At 58.8% G+C, this 23,115-nt stretch carries 20 protein-coding genes; 19 read left to right on the top strand and 1 reads right to left on the bottom strand.

Annotated elements, in window-relative coordinates:
• Positions 1–41: 41 nt before the first annotated feature.
• From DEIPE_RS04610 to DEIPE_RS04590, 5 genes are read left to right on the top strand one after another with little or no spacing between them, the layout of a single operon-like run.
• Entirely contained in the window at positions 42–1,313 is a 1,272-nt protein-coding gene (locus DEIPE_RS04610) for an oligosaccharide flippase family protein (RefSeq protein ID WP_015234817.1), read from the top strand.
• Between the two features lie 50 nt (positions 1,314–1,363).
• Entirely contained in the window at positions 1,364–2,302 is a 939-nt protein-coding gene (locus DEIPE_RS04605; protein WP_015234816.1) for a glycosyltransferase, read from the top strand.
• Positions 2,299–3,177 carry a glycosyltransferase family 2 protein gene (locus tag DEIPE_RS04600; protein WP_015234815.1) on the top strand — a complete coding sequence of 293 codons (879 nt, stop codon included), beginning with the start codon at positions 2,299–2,301 and terminating at the stop codon, positions 3,175–3,177. The genes DEIPE_RS04605 and DEIPE_RS04600 overlap by 4 nt, the downstream gene beginning before the upstream one ends.
• Positions 3,174–4,166 (top strand): glycosyltransferase family 4 protein, encoded by a 993-nt coding sequence (locus tag DEIPE_RS04595; protein ID WP_015234814.1) that lies wholly within the window; start codon positions 3,174–3,176, stop codon positions 4,164–4,166. Before DEIPE_RS04600 ends, DEIPE_RS04595 begins: the two co-directional genes overlap by 4 nt.
• A gap of 25 nt (positions 4,167–4,191) precedes the next feature.
• A complete protein-coding gene (locus tag DEIPE_RS04590; protein ID WP_015234813.1) occupies positions 4,192–5,346 on the top strand; it encodes a glycosyltransferase in 1,155 nt (384 codons plus the stop codon).
• Here DEIPE_RS04590 and DEIPE_RS04585 read toward each other — a convergent pair.
• The gene (locus DEIPE_RS04585; protein WP_245557593.1) at positions 5,318–6,511 is read right to left on the bottom strand and encodes an O-antigen ligase family protein; all 1,194 of its coding nucleotides are present in this window, start codon (positions 6,509–6,511) and stop codon (positions 5,318–5,320) included. The genes DEIPE_RS04590 and DEIPE_RS04585 overlap by 29 nt on opposite strands.
• A gap of 134 nt (positions 6,512–6,645) precedes the next feature.
• Between DEIPE_RS04585 and DEIPE_RS04580 the strand changes: the two genes are divergently transcribed.
• The 14 genes from DEIPE_RS04580 to DEIPE_RS22930 all read left to right on the top strand — a co-directional run bounded on the left by DEIPE_RS04580 (position 6,646) and on the right by DEIPE_RS22930 (position 23,056).
• Complete coding sequence (locus DEIPE_RS04580; protein WP_217218462.1) at positions 6,646–7,026, top strand: HAD family hydrolase; 381 nt, start codon at positions 6,646–6,648, stop codon at positions 7,024–7,026.
• A 3-nt stretch (positions 7,027–7,029) separates the two neighbouring features.
• Positions 7,030–8,730 (top strand): phosphotransferase, encoded by a 1,701-nt coding sequence (locus DEIPE_RS04575; RefSeq protein ID WP_015234810.1) that lies wholly within the window; start codon positions 7,030–7,032, stop codon positions 8,728–8,730.
• Positions 8,723–9,481 (top strand): glycosyltransferase family protein, encoded by a 759-nt coding sequence (locus DEIPE_RS04570; RefSeq protein ID WP_015234809.1) that lies wholly within the window; start codon positions 8,723–8,725, stop codon positions 9,479–9,481. Before DEIPE_RS04575 ends, DEIPE_RS04570 begins: the two co-directional genes overlap by 8 nt.
• Entirely contained in the window at positions 9,478–10,722 is a 1,245-nt protein-coding gene (locus DEIPE_RS04565; protein WP_041230698.1) for an oligosaccharide flippase family protein, read from the top strand. The genes DEIPE_RS04570 and DEIPE_RS04565 overlap by 4 nt, the downstream gene beginning before the upstream one ends.
• A 14-nt stretch (positions 10,723–10,736) precedes the next feature.
• Positions 10,737–11,726 carry a glycosyltransferase family 2 protein gene (locus DEIPE_RS04560; RefSeq protein ID WP_015234807.1) on the top strand — a complete coding sequence of 330 codons (990 nt, stop codon included), beginning with the start codon at positions 10,737–10,739 and terminating at the stop codon, positions 11,724–11,726.
• 334 nt (positions 11,727–12,060) lie between these two features.
• Positions 12,061–12,972 carry a glycosyltransferase gene (locus DEIPE_RS22000; RefSeq protein ID WP_157448763.1) on the top strand — a complete coding sequence of 304 codons (912 nt, stop codon included), beginning with the start codon at positions 12,061–12,063 and terminating at the stop codon, positions 12,970–12,972.
• A 1-nt stretch (position 12,973) separates the two neighbouring features.
• Positions 12,974–14,497, top strand: coding sequence for a hypothetical protein (locus DEIPE_RS04550; protein ID WP_015234805.1), 1,524 nt, complete (start codon positions 12,974–12,976; stop codon positions 14,495–14,497).
• Positions 14,497–15,720, top strand: coding sequence for a glycosyltransferase family 4 protein (locus tag DEIPE_RS21995; protein WP_157448762.1), 1,224 nt, complete (start codon positions 14,497–14,499; stop codon positions 15,718–15,720). Before DEIPE_RS04550 ends, DEIPE_RS21995 begins: the two co-directional genes overlap by 1 nt.
• Before the next feature lie 126 nt (positions 15,721–15,846).
• Positions 15,847–16,968, top strand: coding sequence for a glycosyltransferase family 4 protein (locus DEIPE_RS04540; protein ID WP_157448761.1), 1,122 nt, complete (start codon positions 15,847–15,849; stop codon positions 16,966–16,968).
• On the top strand, positions 16,965–17,999 hold the full coding sequence (locus DEIPE_RS04535) for a polysaccharide biosynthesis protein (RefSeq protein ID WP_015234802.1): 1,035 nt from the start codon (positions 16,965–16,967) through the stop codon (positions 17,997–17,999). Before DEIPE_RS04540 ends, DEIPE_RS04535 begins: the two co-directional genes overlap by 4 nt.
• Positions 17,996–19,102 carry a polysaccharide biosynthesis C-terminal domain-containing protein gene (locus tag DEIPE_RS04530; RefSeq protein WP_015234801.1) on the top strand — a complete coding sequence of 369 codons (1,107 nt, stop codon included), beginning with the start codon at positions 17,996–17,998 and terminating at the stop codon, positions 19,100–19,102. Before DEIPE_RS04535 ends, DEIPE_RS04530 begins: the two co-directional genes overlap by 4 nt.
• Positions 19,103–19,116: 14 nt before the next feature.
• Positions 19,117–20,229, top strand: coding sequence for a non-hydrolyzing UDP-N-acetylglucosamine 2-epimerase (gene wecB, locus DEIPE_RS04525; protein WP_245557626.1), 1,113 nt, complete (start codon positions 19,117–19,119; stop codon positions 20,227–20,229).
• A 2-nt stretch (positions 20,230–20,231) separates the two neighbouring features.
• On the top strand, positions 20,232–21,482 hold the full coding sequence (locus tag DEIPE_RS04520; protein ID WP_015234799.1) for a glycosyltransferase family 4 protein: 1,251 nt from the start codon (positions 20,232–20,234) through the stop codon (positions 21,480–21,482).
• Positions 21,479–23,056 (top strand): hybrid nucleoside-diphosphate sugar epimerase/sugar transferase, encoded by a 1,578-nt coding sequence (locus DEIPE_RS22930; protein ID WP_015234798.1) that lies wholly within the window; start codon positions 21,479–21,481, stop codon positions 23,054–23,056. The genes DEIPE_RS04520 and DEIPE_RS22930 overlap by 4 nt, the downstream gene beginning before the upstream one ends.
• Positions 23,057–23,115: the final 59 nt, after the last annotated feature.

Here is a 23,115-nt window from a genome sequence, read left to right as displayed (position 1 = left end):
CGCGCGCCCGCAGGGCCGACAGGAAGGATACTGGAAGCCTGATGCGCCTGCCGCCCCTTCCCGGAAGCCAGTTTCTCAGCAACCTCGCCGCCTTGTACGGAATTCAGCTGGCCACCTTGTTTCTTCCGTTGCTGTCCCTGCCGTACCTCACCCGGGTACTGCAGCCCGCGGCCTGGGGGCAGCTGGGGGCGATCACCTCGCTCAGCTTCGTGCTGCTGCTGCTGGTCGAGTACGGCTTTCAGCTTTCCGCCACGCGTGACGTCGCGCGTCACCGCGACGAACCTCGGCGCCTCGCGCGCATCGTCGCGGGCGTGCAGGGCGCCAAAGCGATCCTGCTGCTGCTGATGCTGGGCGCGGCACTCATTGTCTACGCGCTCATCCCGGTGGTGCGGGAAACGCCCGCCGTCTACTGGTGCGGAGTGGCCTTTGCCGCCGCACAAGGCTTCAGTCCCTTCTGGTACTTTCAGGGCGTCGAGCGTGTGCAGCGTGCGGCAGCGCTTGACATGGCAGCCAGAGGGCTGGCGGTCGCCGGGGTGTTCGTCTTCGTGCACGGTCCTCAGGATGCCTACCGGGTGCTGGCGCTGCAGGCGGTATGTTCGCTGCTGGCGGTGGCTTGGAACACAGGCCGGATGTACCGGGAGGTGCCTTTGCGCCTGCCACGCTGGCCGGAAGCGCTCGGCGCACTCCGGGCAGGCTGGACGCTGTTCGTGTTCCGTGGTGGCGTGGCACTTTACACCAGCGCCAATGCGTTTGTGCTGCGCCTGTTCCTGCCGGCGGCCAGCGTGGCCAACTTCGTGAATGCCGAACGACTGGCCAACGCGGGCAAAAGCCTGTTGCAACCCGTTTCGCAGCTGCTCTTTCCGCGGGTGACGCACCTGATTCAAAGCGACCGCCCGCGGGCACGGCACCTGACCGCCCGCAGCCTGATGTTGATGACAGCAGTCGGCTGCCTCGGTGCCGGCCTCGCGTTCATGCTGGCCCCGCTGATCGTTCCGGTGGTCTTCGGTCCAGGCTACGAGCGCAGCGTGAACGCGCTGCGCATTCTGAGCCTGTCGATTCCGTTCGTGGCGGTGAGCAACGTCCTCGGGTTGCAGTGGATGCTGCCGCTGGGGCTCGACCGGGTCTTCAACGGCATCATCATTTCGGCTGGGGTGCTCAACATCGCGCTGGCGGTGCTGCTCGTTCGTGCCTTCGGCCTGACCGGGATGTCCGGCGCCGTGGTGGTTTCGGAAGGTTTTGCCGCCGTGGCCATGCTGCTGTACCTGGCGCGTGCCGGCCTGCTGCCCCTGAGCAGGACCGGCAGATTCGGCTGAAGGCAAGGCCGTTGGTGACGTCTGGTTCGCGAAGCCGCTATAACGGTAGGGTGAACGTCGCGGCCGTCATGGTCACCTACAACCGCATCGAAACGCTCAAGCGGGCCCTGAGCGCACTGTCCTGTCAAAGTGTGCCGCTGGATCACATCGTGATCGTGAACAACGGCAGCTCGGACGGCACCACCGAGTTTCTGGACGCGGCCGCCAAAACCGATTCCCGTCTTCACATCATCAACACCGGTGCCAACCTGGGCGGTGCGGGAGGCTTCAAGGCTGGAGTGCTGTACGCCAGCGCACTGCCAGTCGAGTCTCTCTGGCTGATGGACGACGACATCATTGCGGCGCCCGACTGCCTCCAACACCTGCTGGACGTGGCGGCCACAGGCTACCTCGTGGTGCAGCCGGCTCGCATTCAACTCGACGGCACCGAATTTCCGACCGAGGAAGCCTTCAACTTCTCCAATCCGCTGCGACACCCGACCAGGCCACGTAGGGGTGTACGGAAGGGCGCTGTCCGCGAGATCATCACCATTCCCTTCGAGGGACCCTTGATTCGCAAAGAGGTCTTTTTGCGCACCGGCTTGCCCGACGAGAGTTTTTTTATCCTTTGTGACGATCTGAACTTCGCCATCCAATGTCATCTGTCGGGCATCAGAATTGCGTACGCTGCGGAGGCGCGAATGCAGCGTGCTTTTGACCACCAGGCCCAGGCCACGCTGACCTGGAAGAGCTACTACGAAATCAGAAACCTGATTGAAATCGATCAGCGGTATGCGCCGAAAAGCGTCACGGTCGCCCGGGCTTTCAAGCTGCTGGTGAAATTTACGGGTCTCTGCCTCAAAAATCAGGACTGGCCAGGCTTGCAGATCACCATGACTGCCGTCTGGCACGGCTTGCGGCGGCAGCGCGGCAAAACCGTCGAGCCCGGACCCTGGAAAGGCTGGAGCGTGCCTTCGCTTGTTGGAAAAGGCCGGGAAGGCCGGGCATGAAGGTGTCCCTGGTGGTGGCGACCCTTCACCGCACGGCCGAGGTGGAACGTCTGCTGCGCTCACTGACGATGCAGACCGTGGCCCCCCATGAAGTGATCTTGGTCGACCAGAACGCCGATGACCGAATCGACCGGCTGGTGGCGGGCTTCGCAGAGAATCTGAACATCCGGGTGGTGAAAAGCCCACCGTACGGCGTCAATTTCGCCCGCAACCTGGGTTTCCGGCAGGCAGGAGGCGATATCGTCGGCTTTCCGGATGACGACTGCCATTACCCGCCGGACGTCATTCACCGGGTGGTCACGAAGTTCAGTTCGGGCCGCGCCGGAGCGATCAGCGGCCTGATCGTCGACGAAACCGGCGAGCCCTCCGTGGGGCGCTGGGAAAGGAATTCCTGCCGGATTACGCGCGGCAACGTGTGGACCACCACCGTCGAGTCGGCTGCCTTTGTGCGGCGGAATCTGTTTGACAAGGTCGGCGGTTTTGACGAAGCGATCGGGCCGGGTGCACCGTCCATTTTTGGCGCGCACGAAATCGACGACCTGTTCCTGCGGCTGCTGAAACTCGACGCCGAACTGTACTTCGTTCGGGAGGTGCTGATTCTGCACGCCGCTTCGGTGCCCGCTTACAACGCGGACAGCCTCCGCCGGGCGTACCGCTATGGCGCGGGACTGGGTTACGTCCTGCGCAAGCACGGCTTTCCGGTGACGGTGCTGGCTCATTTCATCCTTCGCTCGCTGGGGGGCGCGGCGATCAGCGCCGTGAAACGTGATTTTTCACAGAGCTTCTTTTACCTCAGCGTCGCCCGGGGACGCCTGACGGGATGGCTCCGCTTTCCCGCACGTCAGGCGCACACGGCACCGAAAGCGCGTTCATGAGCAGTCCAGCGCCCAGCGTGCTCTTCGACAGCCGCTGGATCGGGCAGCACGGCATCGGGCGCTTCGCTTCCGAACTGCGGGTCCGTCTGAACACCGAGGACCTGGTGGGCCGTGATCCCCTCAGCCCAGGCGGCCTGCTCGACCTCGAACGCGCCTTGTGGCGCCGTCCCCGGCTTGCGTTTTTCTCGCCAGGGTTCAATGCTCCGCTGACACGGCGCAGGCACTTCTTCTTCACCATCCATGACCTGATTCATCTGCGGGTTCCCGCCGAGAGTACGCGCACGAAACGCCTTTACTACCAGCGTGTCGTTCGGCCGGCCGTGCGCATGGCCAGTCGGGTGTTTACCGTATCGGAGTTTTCGCGCCGTGAGATCATCACCTGGGCCGGCGTGCCAGAGCATCAGGTGGTCAACGTGCACAACGGCGTTTCGCGGGCACTGTCGCCTCACGGCGCCAAGCACCGGCAAGACCGTCCGTATGTCCTTTATGTCGGGAACCGCAAGCCGCACAAGAATATCCCACGGCTGCTCGAAGCCTTCGCCCACCGCTATGCCCGTGACGTGACCCTCGTCCTGACCGGTGACGCCGACGCCGAGACCGAGGCCCACCTCGCGCGCCTCAGACTGCGCGGTGACGTGCAGTTCGCCGGTTCCCTGTGTGACCAGGCCCTCGCGCGGTACTACCGGGGTGCACTCGCCCTTGTCATGCCCTCGCTGTATGAAGGCTTCGGCCTACCTCCCCTGGAGGCCATGGCGTGTGGAACGCCCGTCGTGACGAGTCACGCCACGTCCCTGCCGGAAGTGGTCGGCGATGCGGCGCTGACCTTCGATCCCCGGAATACCGACGACCTGACCCACGCCCTCGATCGGGTGCTCGGCGACGCCGCCCTGCGTGCCGCCCTGCGCGAGCGTGGCCTCAGACGCGCGCAGCACTTCAGTTGGGACCGCACGGCCAACATCGTGCAGCTGCACCTGATGCAGGCGCCCTGAGATCCGGCGCCGATGGAAAGGACCGATGAAAACTGCAATCGTTCATGACTGGCTGACCAACCATGCCGGCTCGGAAAAGGTAGTCGAGGGTCTGCTGCACCTGGTGCCCGACGCGCCGATCTATACCCTGGTGCATCAGCCGGAAAACTTCCGCGGCACGGCCTTTCACGGGCGTGACATTCGCACGTCCTTTGTTCAGCGCCTGCCGAGAGGGGCGCAGAAGTACCAGACGTACCTGCCCCTGATGCCCCTGGCGGTCGAGCAGTTCGATCTGAGCGAATACGACCTGATCCTGTCGAGCAGCCACGCCGTGGCCAAAGGCGTGCGCGTCGGCGCGGGCCAGCTCCACGTCAGCTACGTGCACACGCCCATTCGCTATGCCTGGGACCTCCAGGACCAGTACCTGCGTGAAGCTGGCCTTGACCGTGGGGTGAAAGGAGCCGCCGCCCGCGTGGCGCTGCACTACCTGCGCCTGTGGGACACCGTGAGTGCCAACCGGGTAGACGTATTCCTGGCCAATTCGCACTACGTCGCACGGCGCATCTGGCGCGCCTACCGCCGCCGGGCCCACGTGCTGTACCCTCCCGTCGATGTGGCCCGCTTCGATCCCACCCGGCGCCGTGAGGACTTCTACCTCACGATGTCGCGTCTGGTGCCTTACAAGAAAATCGACCTGATCGTGCGGACTTTCGGCAGGCTTGACCGGCCGCTCGTGGTGATCGGCGACGGTCCGGAGCGCGGCCGGCTGGAGGCGCTCGCCGGCCCGAATGTCACGTTCCTCGGTCGTCAGGAGGACCCGGTCGCGGCTGACCTGATGTCGCGCTGCAAGGCCTTCGTGTTCGCCGCCGACGAGGATTTTGGGATCACGCCGGTGGAAGCTCAGGCGGCAGGCGCACCGGTCATCGCCTACGGTCACGGCGGCTCGCTCGAGACGGTCCAGGCGAACCGGACCGGCCTGCATTTTTACGAGCAGACCGAGGACAGCTTGCTGCAGGCGGTGCAGGCGTTCGAAGCGCGCGCCCCCTTTGATCCGGCGGTCCTGCGGGCGCATGCCGAAACCTTTCGCCCGGAGCACTTTCATGTGGAGCTGCTCGCCATCATCGCCGCTGCCCGGCAGGCGTTCCGTGCGGGACACGATCCCGAGGAGGCAGTCATGCGGCTGGGGGAGACGCCTCGTTGAGCGCTGTGGCCTGACGTTCCGGCGTACGGGTCCAGCCGGCCTGCACGAACGCCATGCCGATCACCACCCAGAACAGCTCCGCAAAATGCGGACTGGGAATGGCCGTGACCACGTCGACCATGTTCATGGCCATAAAACCCCAGTAGATTGCCAGCAGCAAGCCGTCCCGCGACTGCCAGGTGGCCACCGCGCCCAGCGCGAGCAGCGTCAGCAGTCCGAGCGTTCCGACCACCCCGGTTTCGGCCAGGCTGTGCAGAATCACGTTGTGCGCGATCAGCCAGGCCCCCCGAAACCGCGCGAGCCAATCGGGACAACGAACTCCGGCGTTCTCCAGCGCCGGATTGAGCTGACAGCGGTCGGAATACAGGAAACCCAGGTAGGGACCAATCTGGTACGGCCCCTGCCCTCCGATCGGGGAAGCCCTGAACGCCTTCAGGGCTCCTTCCCATACCCGCTCGCGGCCGCTGAGCCCGGTGTCGGTGACGACGCGGTCGATCTGAACGTTCGTGCGCAAATTCGGAATGACGCCCAAAGCGACCACGCCCAGCAGGATCACCAGACCGAACGAACGCAGGAAACGCAGATTTCCCGCCAGCACTGCCGCGAGGGCGCCCACGATCAATGCCAGAATTGGGCCACGACTTCCCGTTGCAGCCAGGGTAGCGAGTGCCAAAGCGCCTGCTGGAAAGCGCCACCAGGGCGAGGCTCCTTTCCAGGACACGATGATCCAAAGGGAGACAGTAGCCACCAGGCCCAGCGAGACAAAGTAATACAGCGGATGACTGAGGCGACCGGCCGGTCCCAGGGACGTGCCTGCTGTCGCCAGCGTGAAGATCCAGGCGGTGGCGAATACCACCAGATGCCCCCAGACCAGGGGCCGCAGGCGGCGACTTTCACGAAGGTAGATTCCAGCCGCGATCATCGAGAGCACCAGCAACGAGCGGGCAGCAGCCAGCAGCAGAGACAGCAGGGGAGACGGCGTGAGGCACGCTGCAATAATTTGTGTTGCGACAAATCCGCCCAGCATCCAGCGCACTGACAAACTCAGTTCACGCAGCAACCCAACCACGGCCAGCGCTACGATATGCAGAATAGGAAAGACTGGTATGAGCGCAAGCAGCCATGCAACGCGGCGTGGCGGATGAGTCGGCACGGAGTGGGACACGACAGGCAGTATAAGGCGGCCTTTGGCACGCCGTTTTGCCGGAGACACGGACAGAGCGTCAAACCCCGTGCGTATTCATGGAAGTTGGCCTCATTTTTCGCCGAGGGACGCTAAGATAGAGCGTTATGATTAACATGGAACGCAGCATTGTCCTGGATATTGATGGTACTTTGTGCCCCATCCGAAGGCGGGACGAGACTTATGATGACCTGAAGCCGTACCCGGAAATCATAGAAAAGCTGGCTGAATACCGCAGTATGGGGTTTTACGTCATTCTATACACTGCACGAAACATGAAAACGCACCAGGGCAATATGGGCCTCATCATGGCCCGGACGGCCAAACAGCTGATTCACTGGCTGGACAAGCACGAGGTTCCGTACGACGAGTTGTTCTTCGGCAAGCCATGGCCCGGTAAAGGTGGCTTTTACGTGGATGACAAGGCGATCCGTCCAGACGAATTTCTCGGCAAGAGCTACGAAGAAATTCTAAAGATCGTTGGTAAGGACGAATAGTCTGTGACCAACCCGCTTCTCGTCATTCCTACTGCACAGGTCATTCCCATCGAGCTGCAGGCAGAGTTTGGCCGTTTGCCGTCTGCGATGATTCCGATCAACAACCGGCCTGCCCTATCGTACATTCTCGATGCCTATGGCAAGCTCGCAATGGACGTCCTGGTGATCGCAGGCGAGGAGTCGCAGAGCCTGTATGAGCTGGCGGCGCGAAGGCGTGATCCAAAACTCGCTGTGATCGAGGCGACTGGTTCTGCGAGCCTCGCCGAGACAGTATTGCGCGCGCTGGACCATACGGACGGCCTAGAAAAGCACCTGGTGCTGAACTTTGGTGACACGCTTGTTCAGCGAGAACTCGCCTGGTGCGACTGTGTCGTCTATGCCCGTAAGGAAGAGGTCTACCGCTGGACGACCTTTGATGTCGAGGACGGTCGCCTTGTCGGGCTGACTGAGAAACTGCATGAGAAGGAGGACGCCACCTCGCGAAACGTGTTCGTCGGTGTCTTTGAGATTGCCCGTTCTGGAGATTTTGCAATCCGGCTGCGTGACGCGGTCGCGCGCGCAGACGATGATATCGACCCGTTCTACTTGGCGTTGCAGTCCTACCTTGACGCACGATGTGACGAGGGCGTCGTCGTGAGATACGAGGAGGTTGCGACGTGGTACGACTTTGGTCACCTGGATACGTACTACGCGACCCGACGCGCTCTGTCGAGTGGAGCCCGTGAGTTCAATACGGTCACCATCGATGCGAAGCGTGGCACGCTGCTCAAGCGCAGCCGCCACAAGGCCAAGCTCCGCAACGAGATCGCCTGGTACATGCGTGTTCCGCAGAGCCTGCAGCATTACTCTCCCAGAATTTTCGACCATAGCCTCGACCCGGAAGAACCGTTTGTCGAGATGGAGTATTACGGCTATCCCACACTGAATGACGTGTATCTGCATGGCGCCTATTCGGTGGGCGAATGGGAACTCATCCTGAGCGCCGTCGGCCACTTCGTCGATGACGCGCACGAACACACGCTGGAACCAGACCATCCTGAGGCGTTGCTCGGCGCCCTGCATGAAATGTACGAGAACAAGACCCGCGATCGGCTCGCACCTGTTCTGCACGACGACCGCTTTGAATCGTTCTGTACTTCCTTCCAAGTGAACGGGGAAGATGTGATGGGACTCGACGCCTTCCTCAGGAGTTTCCCGCATGTTGCGCAGGCCTGCGGGCTGTATGTGTCACCGCGTTTCACCGTTCTTCACGGCGATCTTTGCCTCAGCAACATCCTGTTTGACCGACGTAATGGCACCATCAGGCTGATCGATCCTCGTGGTGATTTCGGCGGGTTCGACGTGTACGGCGACTTCCGCTACGACCTCGCCAAGCTTTCTCATAGCCTTCACGGCGATTACGACTTCCTCGTAAATGGGTTGTTCGACCTTGATGTCGCTGGCCGGGAGGTACGCCTGGAAATGCATTACGGGCCAAGACACCAGGCGATCAAGACGTTGTTTGACCGCTGGCTTGATCGCCGCTTTGCCACGGAGGTCACCCGGATTCGGCTGATTGAGAGCCTGCTGTTTCTGAGTATGGTCCCGCTTCACGCTGACCGCTTCCGTTCGCAGCAGGCCTTTTTGGTGCGTGGCCTTCAAATCTACTCGTCCATCGTGAAGTCGCTGCCAGCGTCACTGGAAGGGGAGCCGTCTCGTGTCTGAGACCAGCGGACCTGTGACCGTTGTCGTGACGATGGCGGGACGTGGAAGTCGGTTTCGCGAGGCCGGATTCGAGGAGCCAAAGTACGCCATTCGTGTCCACGAACGCACGCTCTTTGACTGGTCGATGACAAGCCTTCTCCAATTCGCACGCAGAGGAGAGCGTTTCGTGTTCATTGCGTTGAGCGAGCATAAGGTGGGTGGATTCGTCCGCAGCGCAGCCGCCCGGCTTGATCTTGGTGAGGTTGAGGTCGTCGAAATCGATGGTGTCACCGATGGTCAGGCAACCACGGTTCTTGCGGCTCGAGAGCACATCGGGCCCGACGACCGAATGCTCGTTTACAACATCGATACCTTCATTGATCCCGTTGCAGTGCGCCCGGAGGAATTTTCTCAGCCCGGCTGGATCCCCTGCTTTCCAGGTGAAGGCGACGGTTGGAGTTTTGCACGAACGGACGAGCACCTGCGCGTATTGGAAGTTCGCGAGAAGCAGCGGATCTCGCCGCACGCGAGCGTCGGCCTGTACGGTTTCTCCTCGTTTGGTCTCTACCAGGCGGCGTACGAAGCATACTATGCGGACCCGTCCCGGCTGGAGCGCGGTGAGAAGTACATCGCGCCGATGTACAACCAGCTGTTGGCCTGGAACGAGCCGGTATCGGTCAGTGTGATTCCGGCGCACGCCGTTTACCCGCTGGGAACTCCGCAAGAAGTAAACGCTTTTGCTGGTCGCCTGCCACCCCGGCTTGAACTGTGAGCCGACTTATACAGAAGCTGCAAAGCGATGGCATTGCGAGGTACTTCTCGGTGATGGCGCTGGGAACGCTCGCTTCGATGCTGCTGGGCTTCCTGGTGCAGGCGTACCTCGCGCGTCACGCCTCGGTGGCCGAGTACGGGCAGATCAACTACGCGCGTGTTCTGATCGGGTACTTTGCCCTTGTTCTTAACTTCGGATTTGACACCTACTTCCTGCGGCAGATCACGGCGGACAGATTTCCTGAAGGCCGGGCTGTGGCGATGCAGCTGACGGCGCGCCTTCCGCTGGCCCTAGTGTTCCTTGCCGGACTGCTGTGGTGGGCAGCTGCCGCGGGCTGGCCGACTGACCGCCTTGTCGTGGTGCTTTTCGGCGTGACCCTGCTGCACACCGCCTTCAACCTCGACTGGCTCCTGCAGGCACGGCAGAAGTTTTCCGTGCTCGCCGCTCTGAACATCAGTCGAAGCGCGGTGACGCTGGTCGCCACATATTTGCTCGTTGGTGGAAGTGGCAACCCTATGTACTACGTCGTCGCGCTGATCCTTTCTGAGACCACACGATTGGCCTTGCAGTGGAAGTTCGTTCGTCCGGTTATGGAAAAAACGTCCTCTGCTGCGCTGATCGCTACTCTTCGGCAAAGTGTGGCGATCAGCGCGTCCTTTTTCATGATTTCCATTTACTACAACGCGGACAGCCTCATGCTGAAGTACTACCTGGGCAGCGAAGCCGTGGGCATCTATTCGGCTGCCTACAACATTCTGGTGCTTGCCATCGTACCAACGACACTTCTATATCAGGTTTTCTCGCCGCGCCTGGCGCAGAACCCGTGGAGCACGGACGTTCTGAAGAAATATGCCGCTTCCACTATGGCTCTGGCCATAGTGGTCTTCGTTGGCGTGATCTCGCTGCACTCCATCGTGATTCACGTGGTGTACGGGAATCAGTTTGCCGAGGCGTCGCGTGTGTTGATGATTTTGTCGTTTAACATCCTGTCCTCATACCTTGCAGGAGCGCTGGCAAACCCGATCAATATGTGGGGAGCGCACGTGGTTTATCTGAGGATTGTCGCAGTTGGAGCCGTGCTCAACATTGCACTCAATTTGATTGCTATCCCTATGCTTGGCATCAACGGTGCAATTTTTGCGACCATAGCATCGGAGGTGGCTGTGGCAGGCGGAGCAGCGTTGACCTTGTGGAGACGATTCGGCACCTTCCCTTCTGGTATTGGAAGAAGGAGCTCTTGAAGAAAGGAGCCAGTGTGGAACGACCAATGCTAACCATCGCTATTCCTAACTACAACGGTGGCGAGAACCTGAAACGGGCACTTGATTCCTGCCGAAACATTGACTTGCTGCCAGAACAGTATGAGGTATTAGTTATCGACAATGCTTCAGGGGACGATTCTGTCGCTCTGGTTTTGGAGTATAAAGCGACGATGCCCATGCTCAGGATTGAAACCAACAACACGAACATTGGTCGTGTCGAGAACTGGAACCGTGCGCTTGAGCTTGGGCGCGGAAAGTACCTTCTGTTCATATTTGCCAATGACGCTATTGCTGACGACCCTCAACTGCATCGTAAACTGAAATATATGTCGGATTGGTCGGCTGGCATGATGACTACAGCCTACTGGCGGTCTGAAGGATCTCTGCCGAAGCTCTGGGGACAGCAAACCGATCAGCAGTGCGAGGTACTGGCGGCCTTACCGTATGTCAAATCGTGTTTGGATACTGCTAGTCTCCCGTTCGCTCCTATGCAAAAAATCATCTTTGACTTTGATATTATCCGCCTCCATCAGATTAAATTTGATCCCGGTCAGCAGATTTCCACGGATCAGCTATTCGCTTTCACCGTGGCTCTGCATTCTCGCGTGATCCTGCGCTCTGTATGTCCGCATCTTGTATGGTACTCGACGACACAAAGATTCCATAACTCAATCACCATTGGAGCCATTGTTCAGGCTGATATTGAAGTAATCGATCAGCTGCAGTTGAAGTTTCCTGTACGCTTGAACCGAGTAGGCTATTTGGCGGGTCTCCTCGATAGGGTCATTCGAAACCGTTTTGTTCCCTCCTCACCCTTTTCCACCACAGGCGACGCAGCAGCAGTCCGATTTATACTCCGCCGGGCAGGCGTTGAGGCACCGCTCGTCTTTTTTCGGCTTGTTGCCGGTATCATCAAGGCGTTTGGGCGTGTGCTGACGCGCAGGCTTCACATCAGGAACGACATATCCACAACCCGACAATGATCCTCGTAGCTGCGCAGGAGGATGACGGTAAGCGGTAGTTCTACCGAAAGGCACGGCCGACACTTAGAAGATAGGAATATCCGTACTGTCAAGTGGCTGCGGATTCACCTGGCTAACAGTATTATCAACTGCTGAGGTGACGCCGTCGAAGGACGTTCCCTGCGATTGCCCCGCGCCTATGCCAGGATGTGGCTGGAGTCGGCAGTCGGCGTGTGCCGAAAGGATGATGGATGAAGTTTGATGTGATGGTGATAGGCGCTCGCCGTATGGGTGTAATCACGGTGTGCGAGGTGGAGTCGTGACAGCCGATTGTGAGCGGGTTTGCGCAGTCGTCGTGACCTTCAATCGTAAAGATATGCTGCGAATGAATCTCGACGGTCTACGCTCGCAGGTCCGGTCTGTCGAGCAAATCCTCGTGGTAAATAATGCGTGTACGGACGGAACGGCGGCGATGATCCGCGATGAGTTTCCGGACGTTACGCTGCTGAATCTAAACGAGAATATCGGTGGTGCGGGTGGCTTCAATGCCGGGATGCTCTGGGCGTACGAGCACGGATATGACTGGGTGTGGTGCATGGATGACGATGCAATTCCTGCCGTGGGCTGCCTCCAAGAGCTCCTTGACCCCGCCCCGGCATTGGGTGATCGACCACTCATCCTGTGCCCCAAAATCGTGCATCACGATACCGGTGACCTCCAACTGTTCCATCACAAGCAGATCACTGCTGACCTTGTCGATCGTCCACTGGCACAAGAACTGATGCAGCATGCTGTCGTGAGGATTGACGCCAACGGATTTGTGGGTCCGCTGGTTAACCGGGCTGCTATTGAGATTTACGGTTTACCGATCAGAGAGTACTTTTATCAAGCCGATGATTTGGAGTACACCTACCGGCTTGGCGCGCACGGAGGCTGCTATCTGGTCACAGGCGCTGTGATCTTCCACAACGACAAGACTGGAGCAGTTTCGGAGCGAAAGTTGTACTACTGGAGGCGGAACTACACGCATTTTGTGCGACTGAACAGCCACAGGCGTCACTTCTCGCCCGTGCAGCGGTGGTGGGTTTTTGCTCGCGAGGCCTTGGTGTCGCTCTATTACTCGCTTGCACTGATTAAGAATTACGCGCAGGGATACAGGGGTGGTTTCCTTGGTCCTGTCCGTGGGTACGTTGATGCCTTCTTTATGCCTCTTGATCACCCTTCCAGCTCATTGCCAACATCTGCTGAGCGGCCCGGAGCGACCTGAGATGACTGAATTCCCGCCCTGGAAGTCATGGGGCATGCTTGCCCGCTATGGAGGGGCCAGCATGCTTTGCATGCTGGCCATTGTTCAAGCAATGGCGTTTGTGCCATCCATGGTTCATGAGAACGACGCAATCCACTCTTACGTTGTCGTTCTGCTCCTGCTGCTCCTGGGCATGCTGATTTTTGTCGTCTGTGTCCGTGAGCTGGTAAGATTCACGGTCTTGTCACACCCGCCCCTGCTGATCGCCCTGTGGTGCCTGGGAACCATGCTGTTGCCCGGACTTTTTGCCTTGAGCGATAACACCCTCCTCAGGCTTTACCTGCCGCTCTCGGCAATAGTCAACAATCATCAGGCAGTCGTGGGCGCTGCGATGCTGAGTTGTGGGCTGCTGCTCGTCATGTCGGTTTATCTGCTGGGCTTGCGGCGAAAGATGCTGCTCGCCCCACCTTTGACGCAAGGAACGCGGGTTCGGTGGGACCGCTTCTATGGTCTCTATGCTGCGACCTTCTTGATCGGTCTGGGTGCACTAGTCATGTTTGGCACCGAGTTTCAGGACGGTGGCGAAACCTCGGGCGGCGCACAGTTCGTACAGCAGCTCCTGATTGCGGTGTCAGCCTTACGTACACTTCTTTTTGTTATCGCAGTCATGATGTTTGTTGCGCGGAGGTGGTCAGCTGCTCCGTTGCTGGTCGTCGCCTTAGGAGAGATGTTTATCGTCCTGGCCGGAGGCTTCAAGGGGCCAATTCTGTCTCTCGGTCTGACAGCCCTTCTCACTGCCATGATCATCAACCAATTTTTGCGAATCCGTCGTCGCCTCAGCCGTAAGCTTCTGGCAAGTCTCGCGGGGCTTGCGCTTGTCATCACCGTGGTTATTCCGGTGTCCGAGAGGTTGCGCTCAGGGCTCGTGGAGGGGATTTACACACCAAGGGCACCGGCTTCATCGCTTATTGACGCTCTTCGTGCCACCTGGGGAACGGACATACAGGAGAGCCTCAAGACGGCGGCAAATAAGGTGGCCGCACGTCAGGCACCCATGGTATATGCGCCTGCGCTCATCTACGACCGGACGCCCTCACGCTACGAATTCCAGGGATATTCCAAACTCCTGCTAATCGGAGCGGTGTATGTACCGCGCGCAGTCTGGCCGTCCAAGCCGGTGCTGACGGAGGGACGGGACTTCAGCATCAGGTATTTCGACATGCCGAAGAACACGACAACATCTTCTGCCATGACTATCTTCGGCGAGGGCTACCTTATGGGGGGATGGTGGGGCGTCGGTGTGGTGTCGTTTCTTGTAGGCGCCGGTCTGGCCATTCTCTACAACCGGCTGATCAGTGGTGCTTCGGTCATCATACTGCTTGCGCTAATTCCTACAATCCTGAATATTGAAAGCCAAGCGATTCTTATGTTGATCAGTACGATTAATCAAATCATTGTTTTTGTTATATTTATGCCCATACTCATCAGAAATAGGAAGCAGAATCAATTCGACGAGGGCGGTCTGTCACTGAGAGGGGTTGTGTAGTGGAAAAGCGTGCTGGAAGAATTGCGCTTGTCGTCCCTGACTATTCTCAAGAGGGAGGGGTTAAAAATGTCGCGCGTTTCATCGAGACTGTTCTTGAGCAGTCTGAATTTGATTTTGATGTTATCTCCCTTGCAACCTCGGCGCGCGACCCCCTCAGCACGTCTTTGCTCGCTCCTGCTACATGGTGGCGCCGCCCAGGTCAGGCAAGAATGACTGATGGTCGCCGTAACTACATCCATGTCGGCTGCCGCCTTCGAGAGCTCGAATTCATGCGCTACCTTCCGCGGCCCGAGCTCACCGCTCTGCTTGATAAATACGATGTCGTACAGTGCGTTACCGGATCTCCCGCCTTTGGATACGCCGCGCGTGATACCAAGGCGCCAGTGCTGTTGCAAACGGCGACCCTCATTCGGAACGAGCGGAGAATGCTTCTTCAAGGACGGGGTCTTATACCACTGCTGCGGCGGGTGATGACCGAAATTACCGCCCGCATTGACATGCTGGCCCTGGCCCGCGCCGACGTGGTGCAGGTCGAGAACCGCTGGATGGATCGAGAGTTAAGACGACGCTTTCCGACAAAGGTCAGATTTGACCCTCCCGGGGTTGACGCTGACTTCTTTCACCCTATGTCTTTGTCGGAACGTGTGTTGAAAGATCCCTATATCTTGTCGGTGGGACGCTTCAACGATCCTCGCAAGAACGTCTCGTTACTGTTCCGTGCATATCGACAACTTCGTGACCAGCTTCATCAGGCTCCACGTCTCGTACTTGCTGGCAAGACAATGCCACGTCCGGTTGACCTTGCCCTGCTTGACGAACTACAGCTGCGGCCATATGTCGATCTGCGGCCCGATGTTGGTATGGACGAGTTAAGAATGCTTTATGCACAAGCGCAGGCGTTTGCGCTCTCCAGCGATGAGGAAGGCCTTGGGTTAGTCCTTCTAGAGGCGATGGCCAGCGGCTGTCCAGTGGTTTCGACCGCGAGCGGCGGGCCCGAGACCATGATCGCTCATGGGGGCACGGGGCTGCTCGTTGCTCTTAACGATCCAGAAGCGCTTGCAGGGGCCTTACAACAGCTTCTTCAGAACCCAAGCCTGCGGAATGAACTGTCATGTCGTGCCCGGAAACTCGTCGAGGAGCGGTTCTCGATTCAGTCGGCGCGCGAGCATTTCCTGAACGAATACCGTAGCAGCATTGCCCGGTCAGGAAAGGGCACCGCATGAACGCTGACGTCATATGTCATCAAGGCCCCAGGTGTCGGTTGCGCCCCTATACTCAGGTCGCAGAGAGAAAGAGGAACGCCCGTGCCGTCACCACATAGTGCCACAGCCACGCCACGACCAAAACGCGTGATCATTGTTGCTCCACGTTTTTTCCCAGGGCGCACTTATGGAGCGGAAACATATCTGTATTCTCTGCTCGCCGAGCTTGAGCAATTGGACAGCGACGTTGAGGTTGTCATCGTCGTCAACGAGGATGCGGCGGCACCGATCAGGGCGCGGTTTCCCCGACTTAAAGTCGTGACGGTAAAGGTGCCACGAGTGAACTTCGCCGTGTACCTCTGGGAACAGATGGTGCTGCCACGGCTACTGCGACAGCTCGGGCCGCACGTTCTGTTCTTTCCTTTCAACATCATGCCAAACGTCTCATGGCCCTCCGTCCTTATGGTTCACGACATGGTGAACGACTACTATTCGCGCGAGCATCCCAAATTCAAGCCACTCTTGTTCCGTTCGCGACGTCGCGCTATTCACGCCTCGATTGCTCGGGCAAGTATGATTGTCACCCCGACGGTGGCAGTGGCGGACGAGATCCGTATGCTCATGCCGAGGCTGAGCGTGCCCGTCGTTTCTATACATGAGGCGTCGTTCCCCGCAGTGGCAGATGAACGGCGTCCTGTTCAGCTGGCAGAGGGTGTGAAGTATTTCGTTTTGCAAAGCGGACATCATGCACCGCACAAAAATCTGGCACTAGGTATCCAGGCCATGGCCATCCTGAAAGCGAAGCAGACCGACGAGTACGAGAAGACTTACCTTGTGATGACGGCAGAACGCCACGACATAGGTGATCTTGAGGAACTGACCCGAAATCTGGGCGTCGAGGAACACGTCGTGTTCCTTGGTAGGGTCAGTTCAGAAGAACTGGAATGGCTTGTTCGCAACGCGTCTGCTCTGGGTTTCCCTTCTCAGTATGAAGGCTTCGGGTTGGGCGTCGCTGAGGGCATTGACCGTGGCAAGGTAGTGCTTGCCGCTGATACGCCCGTCTTTCGTGAGGTTTCGCACGGCCGGGCCTACCTGTTTAATCCTCGTGACGCGGAAGAATATGCGCGCCTGATCGCTGACGCGGCCATGCAGCGCCTACCGATCCTAAACATTCAAGCCGAGCGCCACAAAAACTGGACGTGGCGTGATCATGTTCACCAGCTGATGTTGGTTTTGGAAACCGTCGTACCTCAAGGAGACCTAAAATGAGTGCCAATCTCACCAACAAGACCGTCCTGATCACCGGAGGCACCGGCTCTTTTGGCAAAACCATGCTTGAGCGAGTGCTGCGAGAGGATGTTCGGGAAGTCCGCATCTTCAGCCGTGATGAGCTCAAGCAGGAGCACCTGCGCATTGAATTGCGCGATCCGCGCGTTCGTTTCTATCTCGGCGATGTGCGGGACCGGGCCAGCGTTGATGGTGCCATGCACGGTGTGAATCTCGTGTTCCACGCCGCCGCCCTTAAGCAAGTGCCGTCGTGTGAGTTTTTTCCGATGCAGGCCGTCATGACGAACGTCGTCGGAAGTCACAACGTGGTAGAGTCCGCAGTGGCGCACCGTGTACAGCACGTTGTCTGTCTGAGCACTGACAAGGCCGCCTATCCTGTCAATGCCATGGGCATGACCAAAGGATTGATGGAAAAGGTCGCCCAGTCTGTCGCGCGCCGCCTTGAACCGGACGACACGGTCGTGTCCAGCGTTCGCTACGGCAACGTCATGTACTCACGCGGCAGCGTCATTCCTCTATTCATTCAGCAGATCAAGGCAAATCAGCCCATCACGGTTACTGATGGACGCATGACACGCTTCATGATGTCTCTTGAGGACGCGATCGAACTGGTGCTGTTCTCCTTTGGGCATGCCCGTCAAGGTGACATGTTTGTCAAAAAGGCACCTGCTTGCACGGTTGAGGACCTCGCGCAGGCTCTGCAGAACCTGTTCGGCACGAGTGTCCCAGTTCGGACCATCGGAATGCGACACGGTGAGAAGCTCTTCGAGACTCTCGCAACAGTCGGTGAACTGGCGCATTCACAGGACATGGGCGACTATCTGCGGGTCGCTATGGATGACCGCGATCTCAACTACGAGAAGTACTTTACCGAAGGTGAGCCGGACGAGGCGGATCTCGACGATTACACGTCGCATAATACCCACCGTATGGCTGTCAAGGAGATCGAGCATTTGCTATTGACCCTGCCTGCTGTTCGGGCAGAACTCTCATCCTGGGAGACCGTTACATGATGAGGATAGGTGTGACCGGAGCTGGTGGACTTCTTGGTCGCCATCTGCGGGTTCATTTGCAGGGCCAGGGTGATATTGAAACCGTCATCGCTAGCCGGGAAACTTTTCACGATTCCGCCAGGCTTGACGCGTTCGTACGTTCCTGTGACGCTATCGCACACTTTGCGGGCATGAATCGCGGTGACGACCAAGAGGTGGCTGCGACGAACGTTCGCCTTGGCCATGACCTTACCACTGCCTGTGAACGAGCGGACGTTGCACCGCACCTGGTGTTTTCCTCCTCGATACACGCCCGGCGCGATACGCCCTACGGCGCGTCCAAGCGAGAGTGCGCGGCGATCTTTTCTGCCTGGGCAGAGCGGGTGGGCGCGAAGTTCTACAATCTTGTCCTGCCAAATGTCTTCGGCGAGGGTGGGCAGCCCTTCTATAACTCTGTCGTATCGACTTTCTGCCATCAGGTGGCACACGGCAACGAGCCCACCGTGCACAGCGATGCACTCACACATCAGGTGCATGCCCAGACGGTGGCACGTGAGGTGCTGTGCGTCCTTCGAGACGGTATTACCGGAGAAGGCGAACTGCCCGGGCGCCCCATCAGCGTCGCCGACCTGCTTGGCAAACTGCAGGAGTTCGACACATTATACGGTCAGCACATTTTCCCGGATGTACGTGACGAGTTTGAACGTGATCTGTTCAACACCTACCGCTCGTATCTCTACCCATGCCGGTACCCGGTTTCCCTGACGCTGCACAGCGACCCGCGCGGATCGCTGTTTGAAGCGGTCCGCACCCTCAATGGTGGTCAGACTTTCCTGTCTACCACACGGCCCGGGATCACGCGCGGCAACCATTACCACCTCCACAAGATCGAGCGCTTTCTGGTCGTAGCCGGCGAGGCCGAAATCCGTATTCGGCATGTCCTGGACACGGATGTTGAGGTGTTCCGCGTGAGTGGCGAGCGTCCTTCGTACGTTGACATTCCCACGCTGCACACCCATAACATCACCAACGTGGGTGATACCGAGGTCCTGACCTTGTTCTGGACGCATGAACTTTATGATTCCAAGGCACCCGACACCTATCCTCAAGAGGTGCAGCTGTGAAGCGCATAAAGGTCATGACGGTTGTCGGGACTCGGCCTGAGATCATCCGCTTGTCGCGTGTGATGGCCCGTCTTGACGAGCACGTCGATCACGTGCTCGTGCATACCGGTCAGAACTACGACTTCGAGCTCAACGAAGTGTTTTTCAATGATCTAGGGGTACGCCGTCCCGACCACTTCCTCAATGCTGCCGGTGAAACGGCGGCCGCGACGATCGGGCGGATTATCAGCGAGATCGACCCAATACTGGAGCAGGTCAGGCCGGAAGCGTTGCTGGTGCTGGGTGACACGAACAGCTGCCTCGTTGCCATTCCCGCGAAACGTCGGCGGATTCCTATCTTCCACATGGAGGCTGGTAATCGCTGCTTTGACGAGCGCGTACCTGAAGAGACCAACCGCCGCATCGTGGACCACACGTCCGATGTGAATCTTACGTACTCTTCCATTGCCCGTGAGTACTTGCTTCGTGAGGGACTTCCACCTGATCGCGTCGTCAAGACCGGCAGCCCCATGTTCGAGGTGCTCATGCACTACGCACCTCAAATCGAGACGTCGAACGTGCTCGCACGGCTCGGTCTGACGCGCGGTGAGTACTTTGTGGTCAGCGCCCACCGGGAAGAGAACGTGGACACCGAGCGTCAGATTCGCCGTCTCCACGAGATTCTCAACACGGTCGTCAGCAGATACGACCGCCGCATGATCGTCAGTACGCACCCTCGCACGCGAAAGCGTATTGAAATCCTGGGGTTGCAGTTCGACCCACGCGTCGAACTGCTCAAACCGCTCGGCTTCCACGACTACGTACATCTTCAAAAATACGCACGGGCGGTGCTCTCCGACAGCGGCACCATCACCGAGGAATCCTCCATTCTGAATTTCCCCGCACTCAACATCCGTGAGGCGCACGAGCGACCCGAAGGGATGGAAGAGGCCTCGGTCATCATGACGGGCCTTAGCGTGGACCGTGTGCTTCAGGGCCTTGCGATTTTGGAACACCAGCCGCGTGGCGAGGAGCGCATGCTGCGCCAGGTCGCTGACTACAGCATGACAAACGTATCCGACAAGGTTCTCCGTCTCATCCTGAGCTACACGGATTACGTCAACCGCGTGGTGTGGCGGGAATCCTGACCATGCGTATCCTGCTCGTCACACAGTACTTCTGGCCAGAAAACTTCAGGATCAACGACCTTGTTGAAGGACTCACCCAACGTGGTCATGAAATCATGGTCTTGACCGGACACCCGAATTACCCTGAGGGCACCTTCGCCGCCGGCTACGGGCGCGGAGTGAGACGTGAGACCTTCTGCGGCGCCCGGGTATCGCGGGTGCCCATGTTGGCTAGGGGTGCGGGCGGCGCGCGGAGCCTCGCGCTCAACTACCTTTCGTTTGCCTTGGCCGCCAGTTTGTTGGGCCCACTGCTGTGCCGTGGCCGGTTCGACATCATTTTCGTGTACGAGCCTTCCCCTATGACTGTCGGGTTTCCTGCCATCGTCCTGAGGTTTTTACGCCGGACGCCGCTGGTGTTCTGGGTACAGGACCTGTGGCCCGAGAGCCTGTCGGCCACTGGCTTTGTGACATCTCCTATCATCCTGGCTTCAGTGGAGCGTATGGTTCGCTGGATTTACCGCCACTGCGACCTGATTCTTGTCACATCAAGGGCTTTCATTCCGTCTGTGCAGCGGGTCGGAAGGCGGTATGACGGTGTTGCCTACTATCCCCAGAGCGCTGAGGTGCTTTACCGGCCTATGCGTGTCGAAGAAGCGCCCGATGTTGGCGCGGAACTTCCCAAGGGCTTTCGAGTCATGTTCGCAGGTAACCTGGGTACAGCCCAGGACCTACCGACTGTCCTTGCTGCCGCCGAACTGGTGCGTGACCTTCCTGATATTCGCTGGATTCTCATTGGTGATGGCAGCATGCGATCTTGGGTGGAAACCGAGATAGAACGGCGCGGGCTACAGGAACAGGTGCACCTCGTGGGCCGCCGCCCGGTAAGCGACATGCCGAAGTACTTCGCACACGCTGACGCCCTGCTGGTGACACTCAAGCGTGACCCGATCTTCGCTTTGACTGTTCCTGCCAAACTTCAGTCCTACCTTGCATGTGCACGTCCCATAATTGCGGCTCTGGAGGGGGAAGGCGCTTCAATCGTGCGGGAGGCGCGTGCTGGCTTGACTGTTTCTCCACAGGACCCGGTCTCACTGGCGCAGTCCGTGCGGAAGATGTACGCCATGGGTAAAAACGAACGCGAGCAGTATGGGGTGCGAGGACGAATCTACTTCCTGGAGCATTTCGAACGGGAACGGCTTCTTGACGAACTCGAACGGCACTTCGCCGCTGTGCAGAGACAGAAGCGGAGACAGCAGGGGGAACACGAATCATGACCGTCAAACCACTGGTGCTTGTTACGGGAGCAAACGGCTTTGTTGGGCGCGCGCTGTGCGAACATTTCGTGCGTGAAGGCCGCCACGTTCGCGCGGTGGTTCGGGAAAGTGCGGAGGTCACACCAGGAGCAGAGCCTTTTAGAGTGCATAATTTTGGGCTTGAAACAGACTGGTCGGAAGCGCTCTCCGGGGTATCGTGCGTGGTAAGTCTCGCCGCTCGGGTGCACGTGATGGATGACACCGCTGCCGATCCGCTGGAGGCTTTTCGTCGGGTCAATGTACACGGCACGTTGCGTCTCGCGCACGAAGCGGCGCGTTGCGGCGTGCGCCGTTTCGTTTTTGTGAGCAGCGTCAAGGTCAATGGGGAGGCCACGGATACTACACCCTTTACGGAACACGATGATCCGCGTCCGGTCGATCCGTATGGACTTTCAAAATGGGAGGCAGAGCAGGCCCTGCTCGATCTGGCTTTTGCTTCGGGAATGGAAGTTGTTATCGTGCGACCGCCACTCGTGTATGGACCGGGTGTGAAGGCCAATTTTGAACGTCTTATGCGGTGGGCAAGCCGGGATCTTCCGTTACCCCTTGGCGCTGTTCACAACCGTAGGAGCATGGTGGCACTCGACAATCTCGTGAGCTTTCTCTCGCGGGTCGTCGATCATCCGGCTGCGGCCGGGGAAACGTTCCTTGTGGCTGACCGCGAGGCGGTATCTACTGCAGACCTGTATCGACGCCTGGCCTGGCAGTATGGACGTTCCGGCCGACTGCTGCGGGTACCCGTCTGGGTGCTTCGCGCTTTGGGACGGGTATTACGCCGAACCGACGAGGTAGACCGGCTCGTTGGCTCATTGGAAGTTTCGACGGCCAAGGCAACGCGTGTCCTGGGTTGGTGCCCGCCGCTTGATCTGGACGAGGGTCTGTCCCGTGCGGTACGGGGTTCCATGGAAAGCACTTTGGTTAGCGCTACGGGATCATCTTCGCCGTCGACTCGGAGCAGAGGGCTGTACTATCCAGTAAAGCGTGCGCTTGACATCATGTTTGCCGTGTTTCTCGGTCTGGCCTTTTTGCCCATCTTGCTGCTGATCGCCTTACTCATACGGCTAGACAGTCCTGGTCCTGCGCTCTTCATACAATGGCGCGCGGGCCATGGTCACCACGCATTTCCCATTTACAAATTCCGGACGATGTACGTCGATACGCCGGACCTGTCGACCGAAGATATGCGCGTCTCAGGACTCAATCCGATCACACGCGTCGGGCATCTACTGCGCAAGACGAGTCTTGACGAGCTGCCTCAGCTGCTCAATGTGCTGCGTGGCGAGATGAGCTTCGTCGGACCACGCCCAGCACTGATGACGCAGAAACGCGTCTTGAGGATGCGTGAGGCGAATGGAGTGGACGAATTACGCCCGGGAATCACCGGTCTGGCCCAAGTGACGGGCCGTGATGATCTTGACGACGAAGAAAAAGTTGGTCGTGATGCCCTATACCTCTCCCGTATGAGTCTATGTACAGACCTACAAATCCTGTTGCTGACCATTCGCGCGGTGTTTGGTGGTCGAGGCACACATTAAAGGAATCTGGTCAAAATCAGCCTGACCTCAGCGAAACAGCAGTACACTGAGGGAGATTG

The organism is Deinococcus peraridilitoris DSM 19664 (assembly GCF_000317835.1).
Classification (GTDB): Bacteria; Deinococcota; Deinococci; order Deinococcales; family Deinococcaceae; genus Deinococcus_A; species Deinococcus_A peraridilitoris.
The sequence above is the reverse complement of the archived record's forward strand: the minus strand, read 5'-3'. Positions and strand labels throughout refer to the sequence as shown.